This window comes from Leuconostoc gelidum subsp. gelidum KCTC 3527 (assembly GCF_000166715.1).
Classification (GTDB): domain Bacteria; phylum Bacillota; class Bacilli; order Lactobacillales; family Lactobacillaceae; genus Leuconostoc; species Leuconostoc gelidum.
The window spans coordinates 196,935-218,162 of sequence record NZ_AEMI01000016.1; the positions used below are offsets into that span (position 1 = coordinate 196,935).

At 38.1% G+C, this 21,228-nt stretch carries 20 protein-coding genes; 3 read left to right on the forward strand and 17 right to left on the reverse strand.

Annotation, left to right across the window (positions count from 1 at the left end):
- Positions 1 to 14: 14 nt before the first annotated feature.
- The 7 genes from ptsP to EUI_RS0104445 all read right to left on the reverse strand — a co-directional run bounded on the left by ptsP (position 15) and on the right by EUI_RS0104445 (position 7,105).
- Positions 15 to 1,730 carry a phosphoenolpyruvate--protein phosphotransferase gene (ptsP, locus tag EUI_RS0104415; protein ID WP_010016389.1) on the reverse strand — a complete coding sequence of 572 codons (1,716 nt, stop codon included), beginning with the start codon at positions 1,728 to 1,730 and terminating at the stop codon, positions 15 to 17.
- A 2-nt stretch (positions 1,731 to 1,732) separates the two neighbouring features.
- On the reverse strand, positions 1,733 to 2,002 hold the full coding sequence (locus tag EUI_RS0104420; RefSeq protein WP_010016390.1) for a phosphocarrier protein HPr: 270 nt from the start codon (positions 2,000 to 2,002) through the stop codon (positions 1,733 to 1,735).
- Positions 2,003 to 2,212: 210 nt separating this feature from the next.
- Positions 2,213 to 3,220 (reverse strand): L-threonylcarbamoyladenylate synthase, encoded by a 1,008-nt coding sequence (locus EUI_RS0104425; RefSeq protein WP_029508517.1) that lies wholly within the window; start codon positions 3,218 to 3,220, stop codon positions 2,213 to 2,215.
- Between the two features lie 41 nt (positions 3,221 to 3,261).
- Positions 3,262 to 4,269 carry a peptide chain release factor N(5)-glutamine methyltransferase gene (gene prmC, locus EUI_RS0104430; RefSeq protein WP_010016393.1) on the reverse strand — a complete coding sequence of 336 codons (1,008 nt, stop codon included), beginning with the start codon at positions 4,267 to 4,269 and terminating at the stop codon, positions 3,262 to 3,264.
- 2 nt (positions 4,270 to 4,271) lie between these two features.
- Positions 4,272 to 5,345 (reverse strand): peptide chain release factor 1, encoded by a 1,074-nt coding sequence (prfA, locus tag EUI_RS0104435; protein WP_010016395.1) that lies wholly within the window; start codon positions 5,343 to 5,345, stop codon positions 4,272 to 4,274.
- A gap of 112 nt (positions 5,346 to 5,457) precedes the next feature.
- A complete protein-coding gene (locus tag EUI_RS0104440) occupies positions 5,458 to 6,060 on the reverse strand; it encodes a thymidine kinase (RefSeq protein WP_010016397.1) in 603 nt (200 codons plus the stop codon).
- Between the two features lie 190 nt (positions 6,061 to 6,250).
- Positions 6,251 to 7,105: a C40 family peptidase gene (locus EUI_RS0104445; protein ID WP_187286546.1), complete on the reverse strand. Its 855-nt coding sequence runs from the start codon at positions 7,103 to 7,105 to the stop codon at positions 6,251 to 6,253.
- Between the two features lie 206 nt (positions 7,106 to 7,311).
- On the opposite strand from EUI_RS0104445, the gene EUI_RS0104450 reads away from it, so the two are divergent.
- Entirely contained in the window at positions 7,312 to 8,670 is a 1,359-nt protein-coding gene (locus EUI_RS0104450) for a Mur ligase family protein (protein ID WP_010016400.1), read from the forward strand.
- The gene (locus EUI_RS0104455) at positions 8,670 to 9,401 is read left to right on the forward strand and encodes a type 1 glutamine amidotransferase (RefSeq protein ID WP_010016401.1); all 732 of its coding nucleotides are present in this window, start codon (positions 8,670 to 8,672) and stop codon (positions 9,399 to 9,401) included. The genes EUI_RS0104450 and EUI_RS0104455 overlap by 1 nt, the downstream gene beginning before the upstream one ends.
- A 142-nt stretch (positions 9,402 to 9,543) precedes the next feature.
- Here EUI_RS0104455 and EUI_RS10625 read toward each other — a convergent pair whose 3' ends face one another.
- From EUI_RS10625 to EUI_RS0104500, 9 genes are all read right to left on the reverse strand, one after another.
- Complete coding sequence (locus tag EUI_RS10625; protein WP_010016402.1) at positions 9,544 to 9,708, reverse strand: hypothetical protein; 165 nt, start codon at positions 9,706 to 9,708, stop codon at positions 9,544 to 9,546.
- 69 nt (positions 9,709 to 9,777) lie between these two features.
- Entirely contained in the window at positions 9,778 to 11,622 is a 1,845-nt protein-coding gene (locus tag EUI_RS0104465) for an APC family permease (protein ID WP_010016403.1), read from the reverse strand.
- Positions 11,623 to 11,767: 145 nt separating this feature from the next.
- A complete protein-coding gene (locus EUI_RS0104470) occupies positions 11,768 to 12,487 on the reverse strand; it encodes a gamma-glutamyl-gamma-aminobutyrate hydrolase family protein (protein ID WP_010016404.1) in 720 nt (239 codons plus the stop codon).
- Between the two features lie 63 nt (positions 12,488 to 12,550).
- On the reverse strand, positions 12,551 to 14,149 hold the full coding sequence (locus tag EUI_RS0104475) for a peptide ABC transporter substrate-binding protein (RefSeq protein ID WP_010016405.1): 1,599 nt from the start codon (positions 14,147 to 14,149) through the stop codon (positions 12,551 to 12,553).
- A gap of 388 nt (positions 14,150 to 14,537) precedes the next feature.
- Positions 14,538 to 15,014 carry an S-ribosylhomocysteine lyase gene (locus tag EUI_RS0104480; protein ID WP_010016407.1) on the reverse strand — a complete coding sequence of 159 codons (477 nt, stop codon included), beginning with the start codon at positions 15,012 to 15,014 and terminating at the stop codon, positions 14,538 to 14,540.
- 108 nt (positions 15,015 to 15,122) lie between these two features.
- A complete protein-coding gene (locus EUI_RS0104485; protein ID WP_010016409.1) occupies positions 15,123 to 16,247 on the reverse strand; it encodes a vitamin B12 independent methionine synthase in 1,125 nt (374 codons plus the stop codon).
- A gap of 51 nt (positions 16,248 to 16,298) precedes the next feature.
- Positions 16,299 to 17,438, reverse strand: coding sequence for a trans-sulfuration enzyme family protein (locus tag EUI_RS0104490; RefSeq protein WP_010016410.1), 1,140 nt, complete (start codon positions 17,436 to 17,438; stop codon positions 16,299 to 16,301).
- The gene (locus EUI_RS0104495; protein WP_010016411.1) at positions 17,435 to 18,544 is read right to left on the reverse strand and encodes a trans-sulfuration enzyme family protein; all 1,110 of its coding nucleotides are present in this window, start codon (positions 18,542 to 18,544) and stop codon (positions 17,435 to 17,437) included. Before EUI_RS0104495 ends, EUI_RS0104490 begins: the two co-directional genes overlap by 4 nt.
- Entirely contained in the window at positions 18,541 to 19,446 is a 906-nt protein-coding gene (locus EUI_RS0104500) for a homoserine O-acetyltransferase/O-succinyltransferase family protein (RefSeq protein WP_010016413.1), read from the reverse strand. The genes EUI_RS0104495 and EUI_RS0104500 overlap by 4 nt, the downstream gene beginning before the upstream one ends.
- Before the next feature lie 507 nt (positions 19,447 to 19,953).
- Between EUI_RS0104500 and EUI_RS0104505 the strand changes: the two genes are divergently transcribed.
- On the forward strand, positions 19,954 to 20,280 hold the full coding sequence (locus EUI_RS0104505) for a thioredoxin family protein (RefSeq protein ID WP_010016414.1): 327 nt from the start codon (positions 19,954 to 19,956) through the stop codon (positions 20,278 to 20,280).
- A gap of 74 nt (positions 20,281 to 20,354) precedes the next feature.
- Here EUI_RS0104505 and EUI_RS0104510 read toward each other — a convergent pair whose 3' ends face one another.
- Positions 20,355 to 21,224, reverse strand: a complete 870-nt coding sequence (locus tag EUI_RS0104510; RefSeq protein ID WP_010016415.1) for a S1C family serine protease — start codon at positions 21,222 to 21,224, stop codon at positions 20,355 to 20,357.
- Positions 21,225 to 21,228: the final 4 nt, after the last annotated feature.

The window sequence follows — 21,228 nt, forward strand, 5'->3', positions numbered from 1 at the left end:
AAAATTGCAACGTATTATTTTGTTGCTGCTTCAACCAATGCAATAACTTCATCATTAGTTTCCGCGTCTAAGGCTTTCTCAGCTAACAACTTCATGTCAGCAGTATTCAGCTTCTTCATCAACGAACGTGTCTGCAAAACAGATGGTGCGCTCATTGAAAATTCATCCAATCCCATACCCATCAAAACAGGTACAGCAATCGGATCACCAGCCATTTCGCCACACATCGCAACGAATTTGCCTTCATTGTGAGCTGCTGTAATGACGTTACTAATTAAACGTAAAATAGATGGATTATAAGGTTGATACAAATAGGCAACTTTATCATTACCACGATCAGCGGCCATTGTATAACCAATCAAATCATTTGTACCGATTGAGAAGAAATCAACTTCTTTGGCAAATTTATCTGCCAAAACGGCTGCTGCTGGAATTTCAATCATAATTCCTAGCTTGATCTCACCCATTGACACGCCAGCTTCTTCAAGCTTAGCGCGTTCTTCTAAGTAGACTTTTTTAGCCGCACGGAATTCACCTAACGTAGCAATCATTGGGAACATAATCCATAAATTGCCATAAGCAGAGGCACGTAGCAACGCACGTAACTGTGTCCGGAAAATTTCTGTTTGATCCAAAGAAATACGAATGGCACGATATCCTAAGAAAGGATTTTCCTCTTTTGGTAATTTCCAATAACTTAAGTTTTTGTCACCACCAATATCCATGGTACGCACAGTAACTGGCTTACCCGCCATCTTTTCGACAACTGCTTTATAAGCAACAAATTGCTCGTCTTCGGTTGGTAAGTGATCTGATTCCATATATAAGAATTCAGTACGATATAAGCCAACGCCTTCCGAACCATTTTCTAATACAGCATCCATATCCTTAGGTGAGCCAATATTAGCACCCAACACAAAGTTCTTACCGTCCGCACTAACAGATTGTTGGTCTTTTAATAAGGCCCATTCTGCACGCTGAGCCAAATAATTAGCGGCTTTTTGTTGGTAAGTTGCCAACGTCTCTGAATCTGGATCAACAATCACGTCACCAGTTAACCCATCGACAATCACTGTCACACCTGCCGTGATTTTTTGCGTAGCTACTTCAGAACCTACCACTGCAGGAATTTCTAATGTACGTGCCATAATTGAGGCATGTGCTGTGCGACCACCAAAATCAGTTAAAATGCCCTTAACGAATTGACGATCAAGTTGAGAAGTATCAGAAGGGGTTAAATCTTTTGATACTAAAACGACTTCTTCATCAATTAGAGCCGGGTTAGGCAATGCCACATTCAAAAGATGTGACAAAATACGTTTAGTCACATCACGAATATCTGCTGCACGCTCTTGCATATAAGCATTATCAGTCATGGCTTCAAACATGCCAATATACATGTCTGTCACTTCTTTGACTGCTTGTTCAGCATTCACTTTATCATCAGCAATCTTCTGTTTAAATGCGCCAGACATTTCTGGATCTGACAGAACCATTAAATGTGCCTCAAATACTTGTGCTTCATCAGCACCTAAGTTTTTTTCAGCACGAGATTTAATGATCTCAACATCAGCACTAGCAACCTTCAAAGCATCGTCGACACGTGCCTGTTCAGCCGTCACATCTGTAATTGTTGTCTTTGTAAAAGACAAATCTGGATCAACTAACAAATAAGCTTTAGCAATTGCTATCCCATTACTTGCCGCGATTCCTTTGAAGTTATTAGACATTGTTATTCTGCAAGTCCTTCTGTTTCCATTGCTTCAACGATGGCTGCCATAGCAGATTCTTCATCGTCACCGTCTGTTTTGATTGTCACATCAGCGCCTTGACCAACACCCAATGACATCACACCCATGATTGACTTCAAGTTAACATCTTTTCCTTGGTATGACAATGTCACATCTGAAGTGAATTTTGATGCTGCTTGTACCAACAAAGTTGCTGGACGTGCATGGATCCCTGTTTCTGCTACGATATGAAAGTCTTTTGATTGTGTCATAATTAATTTCTCCTTTTTAGCTGTTAAACAGCCTCTGTTATTAGTTTATCAAAGCGCTTACAAAATATCAAGTGAATTGTCGGGTAAATCCTTGTTATATCAGGCAAAATCATCTAGAATGCCCATCTGACGGCGTTTCATATGTAAACGTTTACATATGAAACGCAAATTGTTTTCTGTAAATAAAAAAGAGGAATTCTCCTCTTTTACTCACAGATTAAATTCCTGATTACCTGCTGCCTTTGCTAAACGATTATTGAACGCTTTACCAATACCAATTGGTGACATTTTTTCAACATAAATTGTCGCCACTTGCGCCTCATCATCATAAAAACGTAGACCTGCAAATAATTGCTCCGTGGCATTTTCAAGGGTTTCACCAAGTGACCATGATTGCTCTAACGATAACTTCATCACTTCAATTGTTGTATCTTGTGCCATGACAACATCATGTGTTTGTAAACTATGCATTAGATCTATCGCATCTAACCTATCAAACATAACAACCCTTTTATCTGGTGCATAATGCCGATATTTCATCCCCGGTGCTTTGGGTGTCACGTCACTCGCCACTGATGTCGTACTTGTCGCATCAATCACTGTGACACCTAATACATCTTGCAGCTGTTGCTGTGTGACAGCGCCAGGGCGTAAAATAGTTGGCACTTTAGAAGACATATCAATAACTGTCGACTCCACACCAATTTGTGTTGGACCATCATCGACAATGGCGGCAATTTTACCACTCATATCATGCCAAACGTGTTGCGCAGTTGTGGGCGACGGTTTACCAGAAGTATTTGCACTTGGCCCGACAATTGGCACACCTGCGTCACGAATCACTGCACGAGCCACATCATTATCAGGCAAACGAAATGCCACTGTTTGAAGGCCACCAGTTACGATCATTGCTACTTTTTCTGGTTTAATAGGTAAAATAATTGTCAGAGACCCTGGCCAAAAGGCCGTCATTAATTGTCGCGCTGCTTCTGAAACCAAAACAAAATCATGCAATTGCTTTTCATCAGCAATAGTCATAATTAACGGATTATCTGCTGGTCGTCCCTTAGCTGTAAAGACTTTTTTGACGGCTGCTTCATTAGTTGCATCGGCGCCTAATCCATAAACGGTTTCCGTCGGAAAAGCAACTACTTCACCGGCCCTAAGTAATGCACCGGCTCGTTTTATATCGTTACTTGTTAATAATTCAGTCTCCATTATAACCATATGCGTTAACGCTTAATAATAAGCTTACGCGACTATCCTTTCACTACTCTGACCATTCTATCTAGGCCTGAGAAATCTTTTTTCAGTGTTACTTCCGCCTGTGGCAGGGCATGTTGCATCATTGACACAACCTGCTGTCCTTGTTTATAGCCAATTTCAAAATACGCACGGCCGTGATCAGATAAATAAAGTGCTAAATCTGCTGCTATTTTTTCATAAATTGCTAAACCACCATGATCGGCAAATAATGCAGTGTGCGGTTCATATTCAAGCACATTATCAGCCATTTCATCTTCATCAGTTGTTGCAATGTAGGGTGGATTACTAACAATAATATCAAATTCGAGTCCTTCTAAAGCGCTATAGACATCACTTTGCACCAGATGTAGGTAATTTAAACCAAAACGCTGTGCATTCATTTCTGCAACTGCTAAAGCATCTGATGAAATATCTGCCGCAAATCCACGTACACGAGGATTTTCTAACATCAAGGTTTCAATAATGGCGCCAGTTCCTGTTCCAATATCTAATACTGAAACAGGTTTGCCATTTTTACTACCAGCATCTTTTAAGATCCATTCAACTAATTGTTCAGTTTCAGGGCGTGGTATCAAAACCCTGGAATCAACCATAAACTCACGACCATAAAAAGGCGCATGTCCTAAAATATATTGCACAGGTTCATTATTCATCAACTTGGCCAGCCATTTTGGCCAAATAGCTGCTAAATCAGACGGCATCGTGCGTGTTATGTTTGCACGTAAATAGGCATAATTAATATTTAATGCACCACTCAATAAAAAATCGACGTTGTCTTGGGCATCCTCTTTTGGCATGCCAACACTTGTCAATTCTTCAATCGCCCACTTACGACCCTCAAGTAACGAAATTTTAACTTGACTTGGCTTTATAGGTTTCTTAATATCGTCCCAATCATACCATTTTGGTGCAGTCAATTTGTCTGGCATTATTTGACGTGCTGGTTCATAATTACCAACTTGCTTAAATTGTTTTGGTGTTTCAAATTGTTTTTCAGTCATTTTCAGGCTTGGTTCAATTCAGCCAACTTGGCTGTTTGATTTGCAATAACAAGTGCATCCACAATTTCACCCAGTTCACCATTCATAATACGGTCAAGTTTATTGAGCGTCAAGCCAATACGATGATCCGTCACACGATTTTGTGGATAATTATAGGTACGGATACGTTCAGAACGATCACCAGTACCGACAGCAGATTTACGTTTCTCCGCATATTCAGCTTCGTTTTGTTGTGCATAAAAATCATATACACGGCTAGCAAGTAATTTACGTGCTTTATCACGGTTTTTGATTTGTGTACGTTCTTCTTGCATTTTAACCATAATACCAGTTGGTTTGTGAACTAAACGTACAGCTGTTGAAACCTTATTGACGTTTTGTCCACCAGCACCCCCTGATCGGAAAAACTCCTCTTCCAAATCAGATTCGGCCAGTTCAAAATCGATTTCCTCAAATTCAGGCATCACCCCAACAGTAGCAGTCGACGTATGTACACGACCTTGTGTTTCTGTTGAAGGAACACGCTGGACACGGTGTGCACCAGATTCAAATTTTAGCTTCGAATAAACATTATCGCCAGTAATCATAATAGCTACTTCTTTATAGCCACCGACTTCAGTGATTGTTTCATCAATAATGCTTACAGCCCAGCGTTGCTTTTCTGCATAACGGCGATACATATCAAGTAAATCTGCGGCAAATAGCGATGACTCGTCGCCACCTGCTGCGCCACGTATTTCCATAATAATGTTTTTATCGTCATTTGGATCTTTTGGTAACATCAAAATTTTAAGCTGATCTTCTAATTCGATTTTTTCAGGTTTTAGCGTGTTCAAGTCTTCTTTGGCAAGTGGTGCCATTTCAGCATCATCAAGCATGTCTTCAGCATCCGAAATACCTTGCATCACTTGTTTATAGTGGGTATAAACTGCAACAGTTTCACGCATTTCGCCTGCTTCTTTTAACAACGCCATATATTGTTGGCCATCACCAGCAACATCCGGATCAGCCAGCTGCTCATTTAGCTCATCATAGCGATCAACAACTGTTTGTAATGATTGAAATATTGGGTCCATCTATTTTCTCCAAGATGTGAACTGTTTTCTACATGTCACAGTTCACGTATTTATGTTATGTACGAATTAACTGATTGTCAATTCTTATTAACTGTTTATTTAGCATGCTCAGTTACTTAATCGGAAACATTGTCGCAATTTTGTCTAAATCAGGATTGTACCAATGACGGCGGCACGTCGGAATGTAGGCTTCGTCACCACCAATGAAAACTTGAGCGCCTTGACGTTGTGGTTTGCCATTGACTATTCTCAGTTGTGTTGTTGCTTTTTTGCCACAAAATGAACAAATAGTTTTCATTTCTTCTAGTTTATCCGCTAACTCGATCAATCGTTTTGATCCAGCGAATAAGTTGTTGAAAGCATCTTGTTTTAAGCCAAATGCCATCACTGGAATATGTAAGTTATCTACTGTATAGGCTAATTGATCCACCTGTTCTGGTGTTAAAAACTGTGCCTCATCCACTAAAATAACTGCCAAATCATCACCTGTCATACTTTTAATCAAGACATATAAATCGTCTGCCGGTTTGACCGCTAAAGCCTCGCGGGACAGTCCAATACGACTTGCGACAACACCAATACCTGCACGCGTATCAGTAATTGGTGTCATCAAGAGCACTTGTCGACCTTGCGATTCGTAATTATGTGCTACTTTTAAAATTTCAATCGATTTACCTGAACTCATTGCGCCGTATTCAAAGAATAGTTGTGCCATATTTTAAACGTGTTAGCGATGTTGTATCATGACCATAATACCATCGTTTATAAACACTTTCCCCCTGACTTATCAAATAAAAAAATTATGTTGTACATCTCAGTTCAGCAATTCAAACAAAAACAGTCTCTTACTATTATAGCAATTTTTGACACAACAAAAAACCATGATTTGAAACGACACCTAAAAATTAATTAGCAACAACCTGTCGCACCGTTCCAGGTTTAAACAGTTCCGACCACGTCAATGTTTGCGACGTTTTAGGATTTACTAAATCGGCTAATCGGCTAATTGCGACACCATGAGTCGATGCAGAATCATGTAATATGAAACCATTACCTAAATAAATAGCAGTGTGAAGTCGCTCTTCTGTATACGTATCAGGTGTCACCAGTATATCACCACGTTGCATCTCAGACCACGCCACTGTTGTCCCAATTTGATTCAATATTGTTGTAGATGCGGCTGATTGGACAACCAACGGTTGCCCTGCCTGACGATAAAACCAAGCGATAAAAGATGAACAATCAAATTCATTATTGGCGATAGATTTTGATGTTCTACCACCACCATAAACATAAGGACTTTTGCCAACAAGTTTCATACCACCTGCAATCGCTTTTTCAACAATTTTATTGTTACCAACAACTGATGCAACCGTTTTTTCATATGCCAATTGTGTGTTACTCACGCCATTTTCATCAAAATAGTAACTGTTTCCGGCAATCGTTTTTAAACCATACACCATTTCACCTGTTTTTGGTTCAAAATAATATGTCTTTGAGCCAATTGTTTGAAATCCCACTAATCTTTTTTGCGTTGCATTTGCCACTAAATATCGCTTAGTGAATGTTCTTGTGAAAGTTACTTTTTGACCAGTTGCGGTTTTTTGGGTTGGTAATGCATTGATTGCCATCGCTTGAACAGGTTCAATAAATTGAGATAAGTTACTTCCCTTGGTTATTATTAAAACACCTGTCAAACTTCCAATAACAGTTATGTTTAACCACAAGTGCTGACGTTTTCTTTTTTTATTTCTTGTCATTTGAGTTCTTTTTTTATTCGGTAACATACCCATGTACCTTCTCTAAACAGTTACTTTGTATATCTCTTCTATATTAACACTTTCAGCTTGCATGAATATTAAATCAACCTGATCATAATATTGCTGGATATGACTTAACTTTTAAGTAAATATCCCCACCACACGCTTGCTCGTGGTAAAATTATAATCATGAAAGCGGGGAAATTATGACACTTAGAAGCACACTAGCACGCGTTACTGCAAAAAGTTCTTATTGGCTTTTGCATGACGTTTTACATCGTGGTGGCACAAGCTTGCCAGGCAAACTCGCGGTATCAATCGATCCCAACATTTTAACAAAAATTCAACAGGATTTTGAGTTAATTATCGTGACTGGTACAAATGGTAAAACACTCACAACTGCCCTCATCACACGCGTCTTACAGGCAGGTGGTTATACTGTTATTACTAATCCTTCTGGTTCAAACATGATTCAAGGCATCACAGGCACCCTTGTCACAGCAAATGTTAAACCCTCACCAAATGGCAAAAAACCAATTGCTGTACTTGAAGTTGATGAGGCAAACGTTGAAAAAATTGCTGCTGCTATGAAACCAAAAATGTTTGTGCTGACCAACATTTTCCGTGATCAGCTTGATCGTTATGGTGAAATTTATACGACATACGATAAAATTATTGCTGGTATTAAGCATGCGCCCGAGGCTGTTGTTTTAGCTAATGGCGATTCACCAATTTTTACACGTGGTGATTTCACTAATGAACGTAAATACTTTGGTTTTAATCATATACAACCAGCTGATTATAATCCTACTGTTGCACCCATCAATACCGATGGTATCTTATCCCCTACTGATCATTCCGTTTTAGAATATGATTTTATAACTTACGCTAATTTAGGTAAGTATTTCAGTACAACAGACAATTTTGCACGTCCAAAATTAAACTATCAAGTCACCAGTATCACTGACTTAACACCCAAATATTCAACTTTTAGCATTGATGACACACCACTGCGTATTGAAATTGGGGGGTTGTACAATATCTACAACGCACTGACTGCTTTTGCAGTTGGACGTGAGTTTAATGTCGATCCTGAAAAGATAAAAACAGCATTTGAATCTAATGCGCAAATATTTGGCCGTCAAGAAGCCCTTCATGTTGATGGTAAAGATGTCACAATTGTCTTGATTAAAAATCCCGTTGGCACAAATTCTGTCATCGACATGATGGTCACTGAAAAAGATGATTTTTCATTATTAGCTTTGCTAAATGCAAATTACGCGGACGGTATCGATACCAGTTGGATATGGGATGCAGAATTTGAAAAACTACATGATACCCACATCAAAGCAGTTGCTACTGGTGGTGAGCGCTATAAAGATTTGCGTGTTCGTTTGAAAATGGCTGGTTTTCCAGATCAAGCTGTCTATGAAGATTTAACTCAAATTGTTACTGCAATTAAAGCACTCCCAACCGATAAAGTTTATATCGCAGCAACTTATACAGCTATGCTGCAGTTACGTGAACAACTTGGCGCAGCCGGCTATATCAAAGGAGGATTTTAATGGCAAATTTCGAGATTTCTGTCGCGCACCTTTATGGTAATTTGATGAATACATATGGCGATTATGGCAATATTATTGCATTGACATATTATGCCAAACAAATTGGTGTTGCCGTTAATTATCATCTGGTATCACTCGGAGATAATTTTGATGCTGATAGCTTTGATTTTGCTTTGTTTGGTGGCGGGCAAGATTATGAAGAGACAATTGTTGCCAAAGATTTGAAAAATAAGGCCGACCAAGTACGCCATTATATTGAAAATGATGGCCCCTTACTGGCCGTTTGTGGTGGCTTTCAACTCCTTGGCCACTATATGGTCATGGCTGACGGCACTAAAGTTGACGGTATCGGCGTCATGGATCACTACACGACTAACATGCATGATCCTAAACTAACGACGTTAAATAATAAACGGCTTACTGGCAATATTGTGATTAAAAATAATGATACGGCTGAAACTTATCATGGCTTTGAAAATCATCAAGGTCGTACTTTCTTAGGTGAAAATGAACGCGCCTTAGGGACTGTTATTTCAGGTAATGGTAACAATGGGATGGATAAGACTGAAGGTGTGATCTATCGTAATGTTTACGGTTCATACTTTCATGGTCCAATTTTTACTCGTAATGGTAATTTAGCAAAGCGTGTTTTAGCAACGACCTTGTCTCGTAAGTATCCCGAAGTTGATTGGGCTGATAAATTAGACCAAATTGAAACAGAAACATTTTAGTGAGATAAGCACTATTTTAAAGTCCGTTTACAAAAAGAGACAATAAATTATAAGAAAAAAATAACACCAACAGTAAAAGGCTACAAGAAAGTTAGATAAAATCTAATCAACTTGGCGTCCTTCACTGTCGGTGTTTTTTCAACTATTCATTATCATGTTGTTTCATTTTTTCATCACGTTTAGCTTGTTTAACTTTATTCACTTCACGATGATACCAACGCATAATTATAATTAAGCCAATTGTTGAGATCAACATGGCGATCACTACCCAAATAAAAAATAACATTAATTTTGTATCTTGCGACATAAGACTACCAGTAGCGTGAACTATTTAACAGTATTCCACGCTATCACCTTTCATGTTTATTCGGTTTCTTTACTCTGATAAATGGTAATAATAAGTTGATACCGAAATATCTTTTCGTGAAGCAAATGCTGTTCGCAAACGTAACGAATTTTGGTTATGCAAAATATTTTGCCAAGGCTTTTTAGGTACAAACTGTGGCACCAACACTGTCACTGAATGATTGCGCTTTTCTGCCTGTTTAACCACAGCATCCACAAAACTCACTGCTGGTTTAATAATTGATCGATAGGAAGAGTGGATGTCCACATAACGGACATCTGGAAAATCAACTTTAAATTGATTGGATGTTTCTAGTTCTTTTTTGGGATTCACATCAAAACTCACATGCATGGCCACAACATTGTCACCAATTGATAAAGCATAATCGACTGCCTCAGTCGTTACCTTTGTGACATTTGATACCAATACAATGACTGTTGATCCATCATAATGATGACGCACCGCATGGTCATTTTTAGCATATGCCAATCTTAATTGCCGAGCAATACTCGTATAATGACCCTTAATTTTCAAGAACATATACATGACAATAGGCATAATTAATAAATAAGGCCATACATGTTCAATACGTGTCGCAAATAATGTTATGACTAATACAGCTGAAATAAAAGCGCCAATAAAGTTAATGATTGCTTTAATCAGCCAGTTTTTTGGTCGCTTACGCCACCAGTGAATAATCATGCCTGATTGTGATAAGGTGAATGGTACGAAAACACCAACGGCATATAATGGAATTAAAGCGTCCGTTGAACCATGAAAAATCAACAACAGCACCACTGCGCCAAAAGCAAGTGATAAGATACCATTAGAATATCCTAGACGATCGCCCTTATCCATGTAAAGATGCGGCAAATATTTATCGCGCGCCAAATTCAAAGCAAGCATCGGAAAAGCTGAGAAACCGGTATTGGCAGCAACTGCCAATATCATAGCCGTTGCTAATTGCACCACATAAAAGCCAATCCCATGACCGCCAAATGTCATAGCCGCGATTTGTGATAACACGGTTGAATGTGCATCTGGTCTAATACCATACCAATAGCTCAAAAATGTAATACCACCAAAGAATGTAGCCAAAATAATAGCCATGGTTGTTAACGTTGCGGCAGCATGCCGTTCCTTTGGCACTTTAAAGTTTGGCACAGCATTTGAAATTGCCTCGACACCTGTTAATGATGATGAACCACTTGAAAACGCGCGCATAAATAGAACAAATGATAAACCAGAAAAACTTGTGCCAACCTTTGCAGCTGCATGATACGGTAATTGACCGGTTATTGCCTGAAAAAGGCCCCAAAGAATCATTAGCGCTATGACAGCCACAAAAAAATAAACTGGAAACATCAAAAAATTAGCGCTTTCACGTAATCCACGCAAATTCATTCCAGTGAGTAAAATAACAACTATAATCGCCAATGGCACTGCAAAAGGTAACACCGCTGGCACAGCAGCAGTAATCGCATCAGCAGCAGCCGAAGCTGAAACCGCCACCGTTAACATATAATCAACCAATAACGAGCCGCCGGCAATTAAGCCAGCTTTTGGTCCCCAGTTCTCACTTGCAACAGCGTAGGCGCCACCACCAGAGGGGTATGCATGAATAATCTGACGATAGCTCATAACAATCGCTGCCAGTAATATCAACACCAATAAAGCAATGGGTAGTTGCAACCATAATGCGACAGCACCAGCAGCCAATAGGGCTGTTGTGATCGATTCAGTACCATAAGCAACTGATGATAACGCATCTGACGATAATAATGCCAATGCCTTTGTCTTAGATAATTGTTGGCCGCCTTCATCTAATGTTTTTAGAGGTTTACCAATTAAAATTCGTTTCATATTTTGAAACATATTATTTCTCTCAATACAGTTATTTATTACTCAACATATTGTACGCTCTTTTAACAAATAAAAAAATCCCTAAGTTAGATTTATGTTCAACTTAGGATGACATGTAATTTTTTGGCTTATTAACGCTTATAATGTCGACTGTAATTTAAATTTTATCAACAAAAGCATTAAATAATGCTTGCGCTTCTGGTACTTGCCCCATCAATAACATTTCAGGATGCCACTGTACTGCATAAATTCGGCGCTTCTCATCAGAAAATGCTTCGATTACCCCATCAGTACTAGTCGCATCTAGGATTAGACCCGTGGCTAGGTCTTTAGCTGCTTGATGATGAAATGAATTAACCAGCGTTTCTTCATTAATAACACCATTCAACCAACTCTGTCTTTTTAAAACTAAATGATGTGTAGGCATGTACCATTTAGTTGGATATTGATCATGTTTGACCGTTAGTGCATGATATTGACTTGGTAAATCTTGATATAATGTACCACCTAAGGCAACATTGATAATCTGTAATCCACGACAAATACCAAAAATAGGTTTTTCTTGTCTAATTGCCTCCGTCACTAATGCTATTTCAAAAGCATCTCGCCCACGATCTATTTCAGCTAATTTTAAGTGTGGTTCTTCCCCAAAATATTCAGGTGATACATCCTGACCACCAACAAAAACTAACGCATCAACAATATCAACATACGCTTTTGCTGATTCAGGTTGTGCAATAGGTAATATCACGGGTAATGCACCGGCATTTGTCAAACCATCAATATAATTTTTTTGAACATAATCAACATAATTCGTACCAAATCTCGGATTGGCATGTAATACATTATTAGACGGAATTCCTATTTTTTTAATCATTTTATTTCTCCAAATTGAATGCTATTTAAGACGTAATTATCATTTCATCAGTAAATTGACACATTATTTAGCATATTTATAGTTTTGATAACCAACTAATGGATAATTTAGATTTTTAACGGTCTTACTTTGTAGGTGCACATTTGATGTTTGATACAATGGCGTGACGCCATTTTCTTCATTATTAATCTTGGCTGCTTCTCGTTCTAATTTATAACGTGTATCATTAGCAGTATTTTGACTATTAATCTGTTCATAGACTTTATCATAAGCGTCATTTTTCCAATTTGTAAAGTTAATAGCACCCTTTGAATAAGCAATATCTAAAAAGTCAATTGGATCATCATAGTCAGTTGACCACGACAGTGTGCCCGCTTGGAAATTATGATTATTAAAAGCAGAAATTTCAGCATTTAAAGGTAATCGGTTCAAATTAATCGTGACATCAGGCAATGCAGATTCAATACTTTGCTTCAAGAAAACACCCACTGCTTTGTAAGAATCAGTATCTGCTGTATTAAGCGTAATAACAATTTTTTTCTGACCTAATTCTAACTGCGCTTTTTTAAGGTATTGCTGTGCTTGTGTTTTATTATAGGGTAGTGATAAACCATCATTTAAATCTTTACCAGCAATTTTAATTTCACCGCTCGGTATAATTGACTTTGCTGGTTTAGAGCCATCACCCAATGCTTCGTCAGCTAATGTTTGACGATTGATTGCTAAACTCACAGCCTTTTTTAAATTAGCGTTACTAACGACTTTGTCCTTAGCATTCCAAACAATAAAGGCAACACGTCCTGCAGCAGTTTCTTTAATGTCATCAGCATTAGTCTTTTTCAAATTAGACAATACACTACCCGAAACAGTTGCTTCATCTACTTTTTTGGTTTGAAATTGTTTTGCTGCTAACGTTGTGTCTGTTACTTGAGTCGCTTTAATGGTATCATAGTGCACATTTTTACTATCACTATAGTACTTATTTTTTGCAAATTCCCACGTTGTTGATGATTGATTCCACTTTTTAATCGTGTATGCACCATTAGAAACTGTTGTCGCAGCAGTTTGCCCATATTTTTTACCATATTCTTTCACCTTAGCGCGATTAATAGGATACAGTTGGTTAGCTAAAATAAAATCAAAGTAGGGTACAGGATGTGATAACTGAATTTTAACTGTGTATTGATCAACGGCCTGAATACCTAACTGGTTCACATTTGCATGATGGTTATAAACAGCATCATATCCAGCAATATCCTTAAAATGATTGGCACGCGTTGATTTTGTTTTTGGATCCACTTGCCTTTTGACTGAGGAAACAAAATCTTGCGCTGTTACTTTCGTACCATCTGACCATTTTGCATTTTTCCGCAAATGTAGTGTATATACTGTATTATTTTCTGTTGGTTTTACAACATTTTGAGCAACACCGGCCACGATTTCACCATTTTTTCCAGTGGTATAAAGGCCTTCTAACGTCTGTACCTCTGCCCAATTAGCACCTATTTCATCAGCATAATTAGGATCAAGTGTCGATATGTTATTTTGTGTCGCAATACGTAAAACTTTTTCACCCGCTGATTGTTGTGATTTTGTAGCTACGACAACGCCACCAATGATCACAACGGCAGCCACAAGGCCAATGATAATTTTCTTGTTCATCTCTCAGTTCCCCTTGATTATGTAATCGAATATATTAACATTAACACATATTTAAGAACTAGTGCTATTACAGCTACTGACATTGTCACGCATTAAACTGTGTTTAATACTTCTTCAAGTGCCAAAATTAAATCAGCAACATTTTCAATATAGCATATAAAAAAACGCAGTCTTATATCTAAGACTGCGGGACAACATCTCGTGTCACTACCCGGTAATTGTTTATATTTATAAAAACACACTTACAACGACAATAACTCCGAGACTATTTTCCTGATGCTAGATTGTTCATTTTCACCAAACATGAACCCTCTGTTTAATGCTCAATCAGCTCTTTTTTCTTAGTTACAAATATCATGTTATGAGTTAATTTTTTGAACAAATATGTTCAGACAACTTTACGTTCAAATGCATCACTTGAAATACATTGTGCCAAAATAATTTTAGCCCATTCTTTTGCTGAATGTAAACTGTGATCTTTAAAATTACCACAGCTTTCAATTTCAGCAGCTGGTACTTCAGTTATTTCATCACTAACAATTTTTTCAAGTACTTTTTTGAATACTTTCGCCAGTGTCTCGGCATCATAATCTACCCACGAAATAACGTGAAATCCTGTACGGCAACCAAATGGCGACATATCAATAATCCCATCAATTTCATCACGCACAAGCCCTGCAAATAGATGTTCTAACGTATGCAATCCACCAGTTTCAATGGCTGTTTCATTAGGTTGTGTCAAACGCAAATCATAGTTTGTAATGCGTCCGCCCTGTGGGCCATCTTGTGACTCAATGACACGTACATAGGGTGCCTTAACCTTTGTGTGATCCAATGTAAAACTTTCAACAACTGTTTCTGCCATTATTTTTCTCCTTTAAGCATATCTTCTGGTATTTTATCTCTTATTTTACTCTTTAATATCAGTTTAGTTCATCGCATTCTCCTAATTCATTAGTCTACACGAAAAATTTTAACTTAACTGTTCATCAGCTATTTTTTTAACTAAAGCTAATTTTTGCCATTGATCAGGAATTGTTAGTACATTACCTTCCTCTGTTGAAGAAAATCCGCACTGTGTCGATAATGCAAGATTACTTTTTGGTACATATTTTTGTGCCGCAATAATGCGAGATATAATTGCTTTTTCATCTTCTAGATCAGCTGACTTAGAGGTTAATAAGCCAAGAACAATTTCGACATTTTGCCGATTATGCCAAATATCAGACAGTGGCTTGAAATCCCCCGAACGTGCATCATCGTACTCTAAGAAAAAGCCATCATAATTTAATTGCCCCAAGTATTTTGCAACAGGTCCATACCCACCCTCGAACAAATAAGTTGATTTAAAATTGCCACGACAAATATGTGTCGATAATTTTAAATCCTTTGGTAAATCTGACAACGCTTTATTAATCACGTAAACATTATCTTCAGCAAGTTGTTCATACTTTTCCCGCTCTTTTAGGTTATCACGATTTACATTAAATTGTGTAATTAAATATGCCCAGGTTGTATCATCTAACTGAATATAACGCGCACCTAAATCATAAAAGTGTTGCAAAGTATCATGATACGCTTGTGCGATATCATTCAAAAAATCTGTCCAAGTCGCGTAATAGTTTGACCACAAATCGGATCGATGATCACGCTTAATGACTAAGGTCGGTGATGGTATCGTCTGTTTCACTTCAATCCCAGTTGGCACAATTGATTGCAGATATGTAAAATCCTCAAAAAATGGATGTGCGAAGTTAGCGTGAACTTTACCATTCAAACGTACATTGGTAGTCCGTGTGTTAGCACCATGGAATTTATACGAATTTTCTTGTTCGTAAAATTCAAAACCTCCGAGTTGCCCTAAAAAGTCTAAATGCCACCATGAGCGATTAAATTCACCATCAGTCACCGCTGATAAACCAGCTTTTATCTGCTCATCAACAACTTTTTTTATTTCTTCATGTTGTATGATCAATAACGCTTGTTTATCAATCTGAGCGTTAGCAAATTGCTCACGGGCCTTTTTTAATCGATCAGGACGCAAATAAGAGCCAACTTGATCAAAATGATAATGTAGTTTAGTTGTAGTTGTTATCATAAATTTTTACCTACGCTGTTTCGGAGTTATTGACAGCGTTTTTTCCTTTTTTTAAATTTGTGCAAGTGCTTGTTCTAAATCAACAATTAAATCATCCGTATCTTCCAAACCAACTGAAAAACGGAGTAATCCAGGTGAAATACCCACATTAGCCAATGCCTGCGCGTTTAACTCCGCATGACTCATCTTTGGTGGATAGCTAATAATTGTTTCCACTGCGCCTAAACTAACAGAAAACACTGGTATCTTTAATGCTTCAACAACTGTTCTTGCATGAGCCTCAGAACCGACGTCAAAGCTTAGTACTGCACCACCTGAATTAGCCTGTTTCATTTGAATAGCGTATCCTTCATGATTGACTAATCCAGGATACAAGACCCGTGTGACTTTGCTATGTGCTGCAAGATACTCAGCAATTTTTTGAGCAGACCGACTGGCATGTGTCATGCGAACACCTAATGTTTTAATACCCCTTAATAGTAACCAAGTATCCAACACCCCTAATGTAGCACCAACAGCATTTTGTATAAAATAAATTTTATCAGCTAAGTCTGATCGATTCACCACCACAGCCCCTGCCAAAATATCAGAATGTCCTGCTAAAAACTTTGTCGCTGAATGTACAACAATATCTACACCAAGATCTAGCGGTTTTTGTAAAAATGGTGATAAAAATGTGTTATCTGCAATAGTGAAAAGATGGTGTACTTTAGCTAAACGAACTACTGCAGTAATATCTGTGATGTGTAAAGTAGGATTAGATGGTGTTTCAATGTAAAGTGCTTTTGTTGCTGGTGTAATCGCTGCAGCAACAGCATCCAAATCACTAAAATCGACCATGTCGTGTGTTATACCCCATCGTGGCAAAATATCAGTTAAGAGACGAAACGTGCCACCATACACATGTTTACTGACCACAATGTGATCACCAGCTGATAATGTAAATAAGACACTACTGATTGCTGCCATTCCGGTACTAAATAAATAGCCATGTTTACCATGTTCTAATTTGGCGACAGCCGCTTCCCCGGATTCTCGTGTTGGATTACCTGAACGTGCGTAGTCAAAATGACCAAAATTATCGAAATCAGGTTGATTAAATGTCGAACTTAACTGAATTGGTGTATTAATAGCACCTGAAATAGGGTCATGCATCGTTGTGGCTTGAATAACATTGGTCCAATCACTCATAGTTTTGCTCCTTCTATGGCTTGCGTTAAATCATTCAACAAATCATCTTTGTCTTCCAAACCAGCACTGACACGTACTAATTGGTCTGTAATACCTAAAACCAGTCGTTGTGCTTGACTCATATCGTGATGCGTTTGTACTGCAGGAATAGTGATAAGTGTTTCTGGTCCGCCCAAACTTTCAGCAAACGATGCAATGTGTAATCCCTTCAAGAAAGCGTCAACATCATAACCATTGGCTAAATAAAAACTAATCATGCCACCAACACCTGCATAATTGAGATGTGATACTCCGCTAACATCAACCAGTTTGTCTGCTAAATAATGGCCATTTTCATTGTGACGTATCATACGCACATGCAAAGTTTTTAGGCTTCGAATCAATAACCAAGAACTAAATGGATCTAATACCTGGCCGTTTGTCGCCAACACTGTTTCTAGTTGTACTGCAAGTTCATCAACGCCTGTAATCACGGCTCCGGCTAAAATGTCGTTGTGTCCACCAAGATACTTAGTCGCTGAGTGCACCACAATATCTGCTCCTAGTGTTAAAGGTTGTTGAAAAATAGGTGTTAAAAAAGTGTTATCAACAGCCAGAATGATATCTGGATATTTTGCCTTCACAACCGCACTTATTTGCTGGATATCAAATATCTTCATCATCGGATTTGAAGGTGTTTCCAGCCAAATGAGTTTCGTTTTCGGTTGAATTTTTGTTAAAAAATCATCTAAATTACTACAGGGATCATAGCTTACACCTCGTTGTGTCACAATGCTGTCAAAATAGCGGTAGGTGCCACCGTACAAATCATCACTTGTTAGAAAATGATCTCCTGTTTTAAGCACCGTAGAAAAAACTAAATCAATGGCAGACATACCCGAACTTGTTGCAAAAGCTTGAATCCCTTGCTCTAAAACAGCTAGTTGTTCTTCTAAAATATGCCGCGTTGGCGTATTTAAACGTGCGTAATCAAATCCTGTAGATTCACCCAGTCCTGGATGACGATAGGCAGTTGAAAAATATAGTGGTGTCACAATTGCGCCAGTTTTATTATCATCCGTGCCGTTACCACCTTGCGCTAGAATTGTATCTATTTTTTCAATCATCCCGTTTTTTCTCCTTCACGCGTGTGCTTTAAAGCTGGTAACAAATCAATCATTTCTATACATTGTGTTCCAGCTATTAATAATTGTCCCCAATTAAAAAATATTTTTTCGGCACTTTTTTGCCAATTATTATGAGGTTGTCCGTTAACATAATAATTTTTCGGTTGCTGTGTACTGGCATCTTTTTTTATGTCACGTTGATACTCATCTTCTAATGTTGTTGTATCATATTCTAAATGACCCGTGATATAAGTCGAACGTGCGCGCTCATCACGTAAAATAAACGCACCAGCCAAATCATTTCCCGCAACTTTTAATCGACGCGCGATGCCTTCATTTGGAATAGTAAAATATCGCGACTGTGGCATGGTCATTTGTGTTAAGTCGGCAGTCAATTGACTACGTTGATTCAAAATATGATCCACATGGTAAACACCATATACTTTTTTTATGCTGTGACGTACGGGAAAGTTACGCTCAGCATATCCGGCACCATAAGCTGACCAGCAAGTAAATAAATTTTCTCTCACATGTGTTTTTCGCCATATCAATAATTGTTGAAATTCTTGCCAGTAGTCAATCGTTTCAAATTTGATGCGATCAACTGGTGCGCCAGTCACAATTAAACCATCATATTTTTTTTGCCAGATATCTTCAAAAGTATCGTAATTTTCTTTAACTACCTCAGCATTGTTTTTAATATGGTGTGACGCTGGAATTGCATAGGTAACGCGCACATTAACTGACAAGTGCGTAAGTAACTGTGCAAATTGCCTCTCCGTCTGTAAGCGATTGGGCATGAGATTAACAACTAAAACATTTAAGGTTGGCTGTAATATTTTAAATGTACCTAATGTTAATCGTTCACGTTTCAACAAACCATTTTGTAATATGACACTCATTTTTTTGCCTTCCTTATTTTTATAATATGAAAAAGTATCAAACAAAAAGCGTCCCGTAATCTATAATATAGATTACGGGACGCTTCAATAACGTGTTACCACCCGGTGTTCATGCAGGGCTCTCGCGCCCACACCTTAACGTACGCCCGTTAGAAATCGTCGAGAACATCTGTGAAAACTTCCAGGTTATACGTTGTGCGTTAACGAGCACTGCCGATTTCAACTTACTGCGCCGTACATATGAGTACTCGCTGGCTCGTATCTATGAAACTCCAAGACCATTTTCCAACTACATATCTTACTCGCTTTCACCAAACACGAGCTCTCTTGTTAAGACTTAAAATTGTACTTATCTTTTCAATGTTTATGTTGTACTTACTATAACTTTCATTTTGTGAGATGTCAACACTTTTTTCAAATTATATTTTTATTTTTCTCATTTTATAAAATTAAAATCTTTAACAATATTATGGTATACTCTTTATAATGTAATCAAAGGAGCAAATTATGTATCAACCAACACACAATACAAACACTGTCGTCGAAGAAAACATTCAACATTCTGGTCGTAATGTCATGTTTTTATCCGCTGATTGGTGCGGCGATTGCCGTGCTATCAAGCCTTTCGTCCAAAATATTAAAGATACTGTCAGTCAAACTGCTAACTGGTTTGATGCTGATCGTGATGATAACCTGGATGTTGCCACAAAGTACAATATGCGTGGCATCCCCTCATTCGTTTTGTTTGAAAATGGCACAGAAATATCTCGTATTGGTCACGGTGAGCGTTTAACGCCTAATCAAGTACTTGACTGGTATCAAAAAACTTTGTGAAACATGTCCTAACAACGCTAGCTTATAAAAAAAGAAGTTATCTCCCTAATTAGGGAGATAACTTCTTTTTTTGACTATTTTTCAGTTTTAGCAATAAAATTTTGCACAATGTCTGCTGGAATAGCAAAACCCATTCCCTCAACACTAACACCATCATTTGATGATGCAATTTTTGAAGAATTAATGCCAATAACTTCACCCGCTAAATTAATAAGTGGGCCACCAGAATTTCCGGGATTAATTGCAGCATCTGTTTGAATAACTTGAGCCGTACCAAAACCAGTTTGTTGACTTGATAACTCACGTCGAGGTGCCGAAATAATACCACTTGTTACTGATGTTGCATAATCAGATCCTAATGGTGAGCCAATTGCTAATACTTGCTGCCCTGATTGTAAGCCATCAATTTTACCAAATGATGCAGCTGATTTAATAACAGTCGTTTGAACTTTAATCAATGCAATATCTTTTTCAACATCCGTACCCACCACAGTTGCCTTTATCTTAGCGCCACCTGCTGTAATAACTTGTAAGGCATCAGAATTAGCTACTACATGATTATTGGTAATGATATAAGCGGTACCATTGGTAATCTTATAAACCACCCCAGAACCTTCAGAAGCTGTTTCAATTTTGGATGAACTTTGACCACCTTCTTGTTGTGTTTGTCCAAATAGTCCTGCAAAACCATCGCTTTGCTGTGTCGAATTATTTTGTAAATTCTGAACCGTTACCACTGCATTTTTCACTTTATTATATGCTGTCGTGGCGTTATCATTGCTTGTATAGGCAGTTTGTGCAACCGACGCTTGACCAGATATATGAGCTACTTTTTTGGTAGCTGTTTGCTGTTGAAACCAAGAATTGGTTTGCGTACCAGAATAGACGACACCACCACCAACAACAGCTGCTACGACAGCCACAGTAATCAGGGAATGTTTCATAATA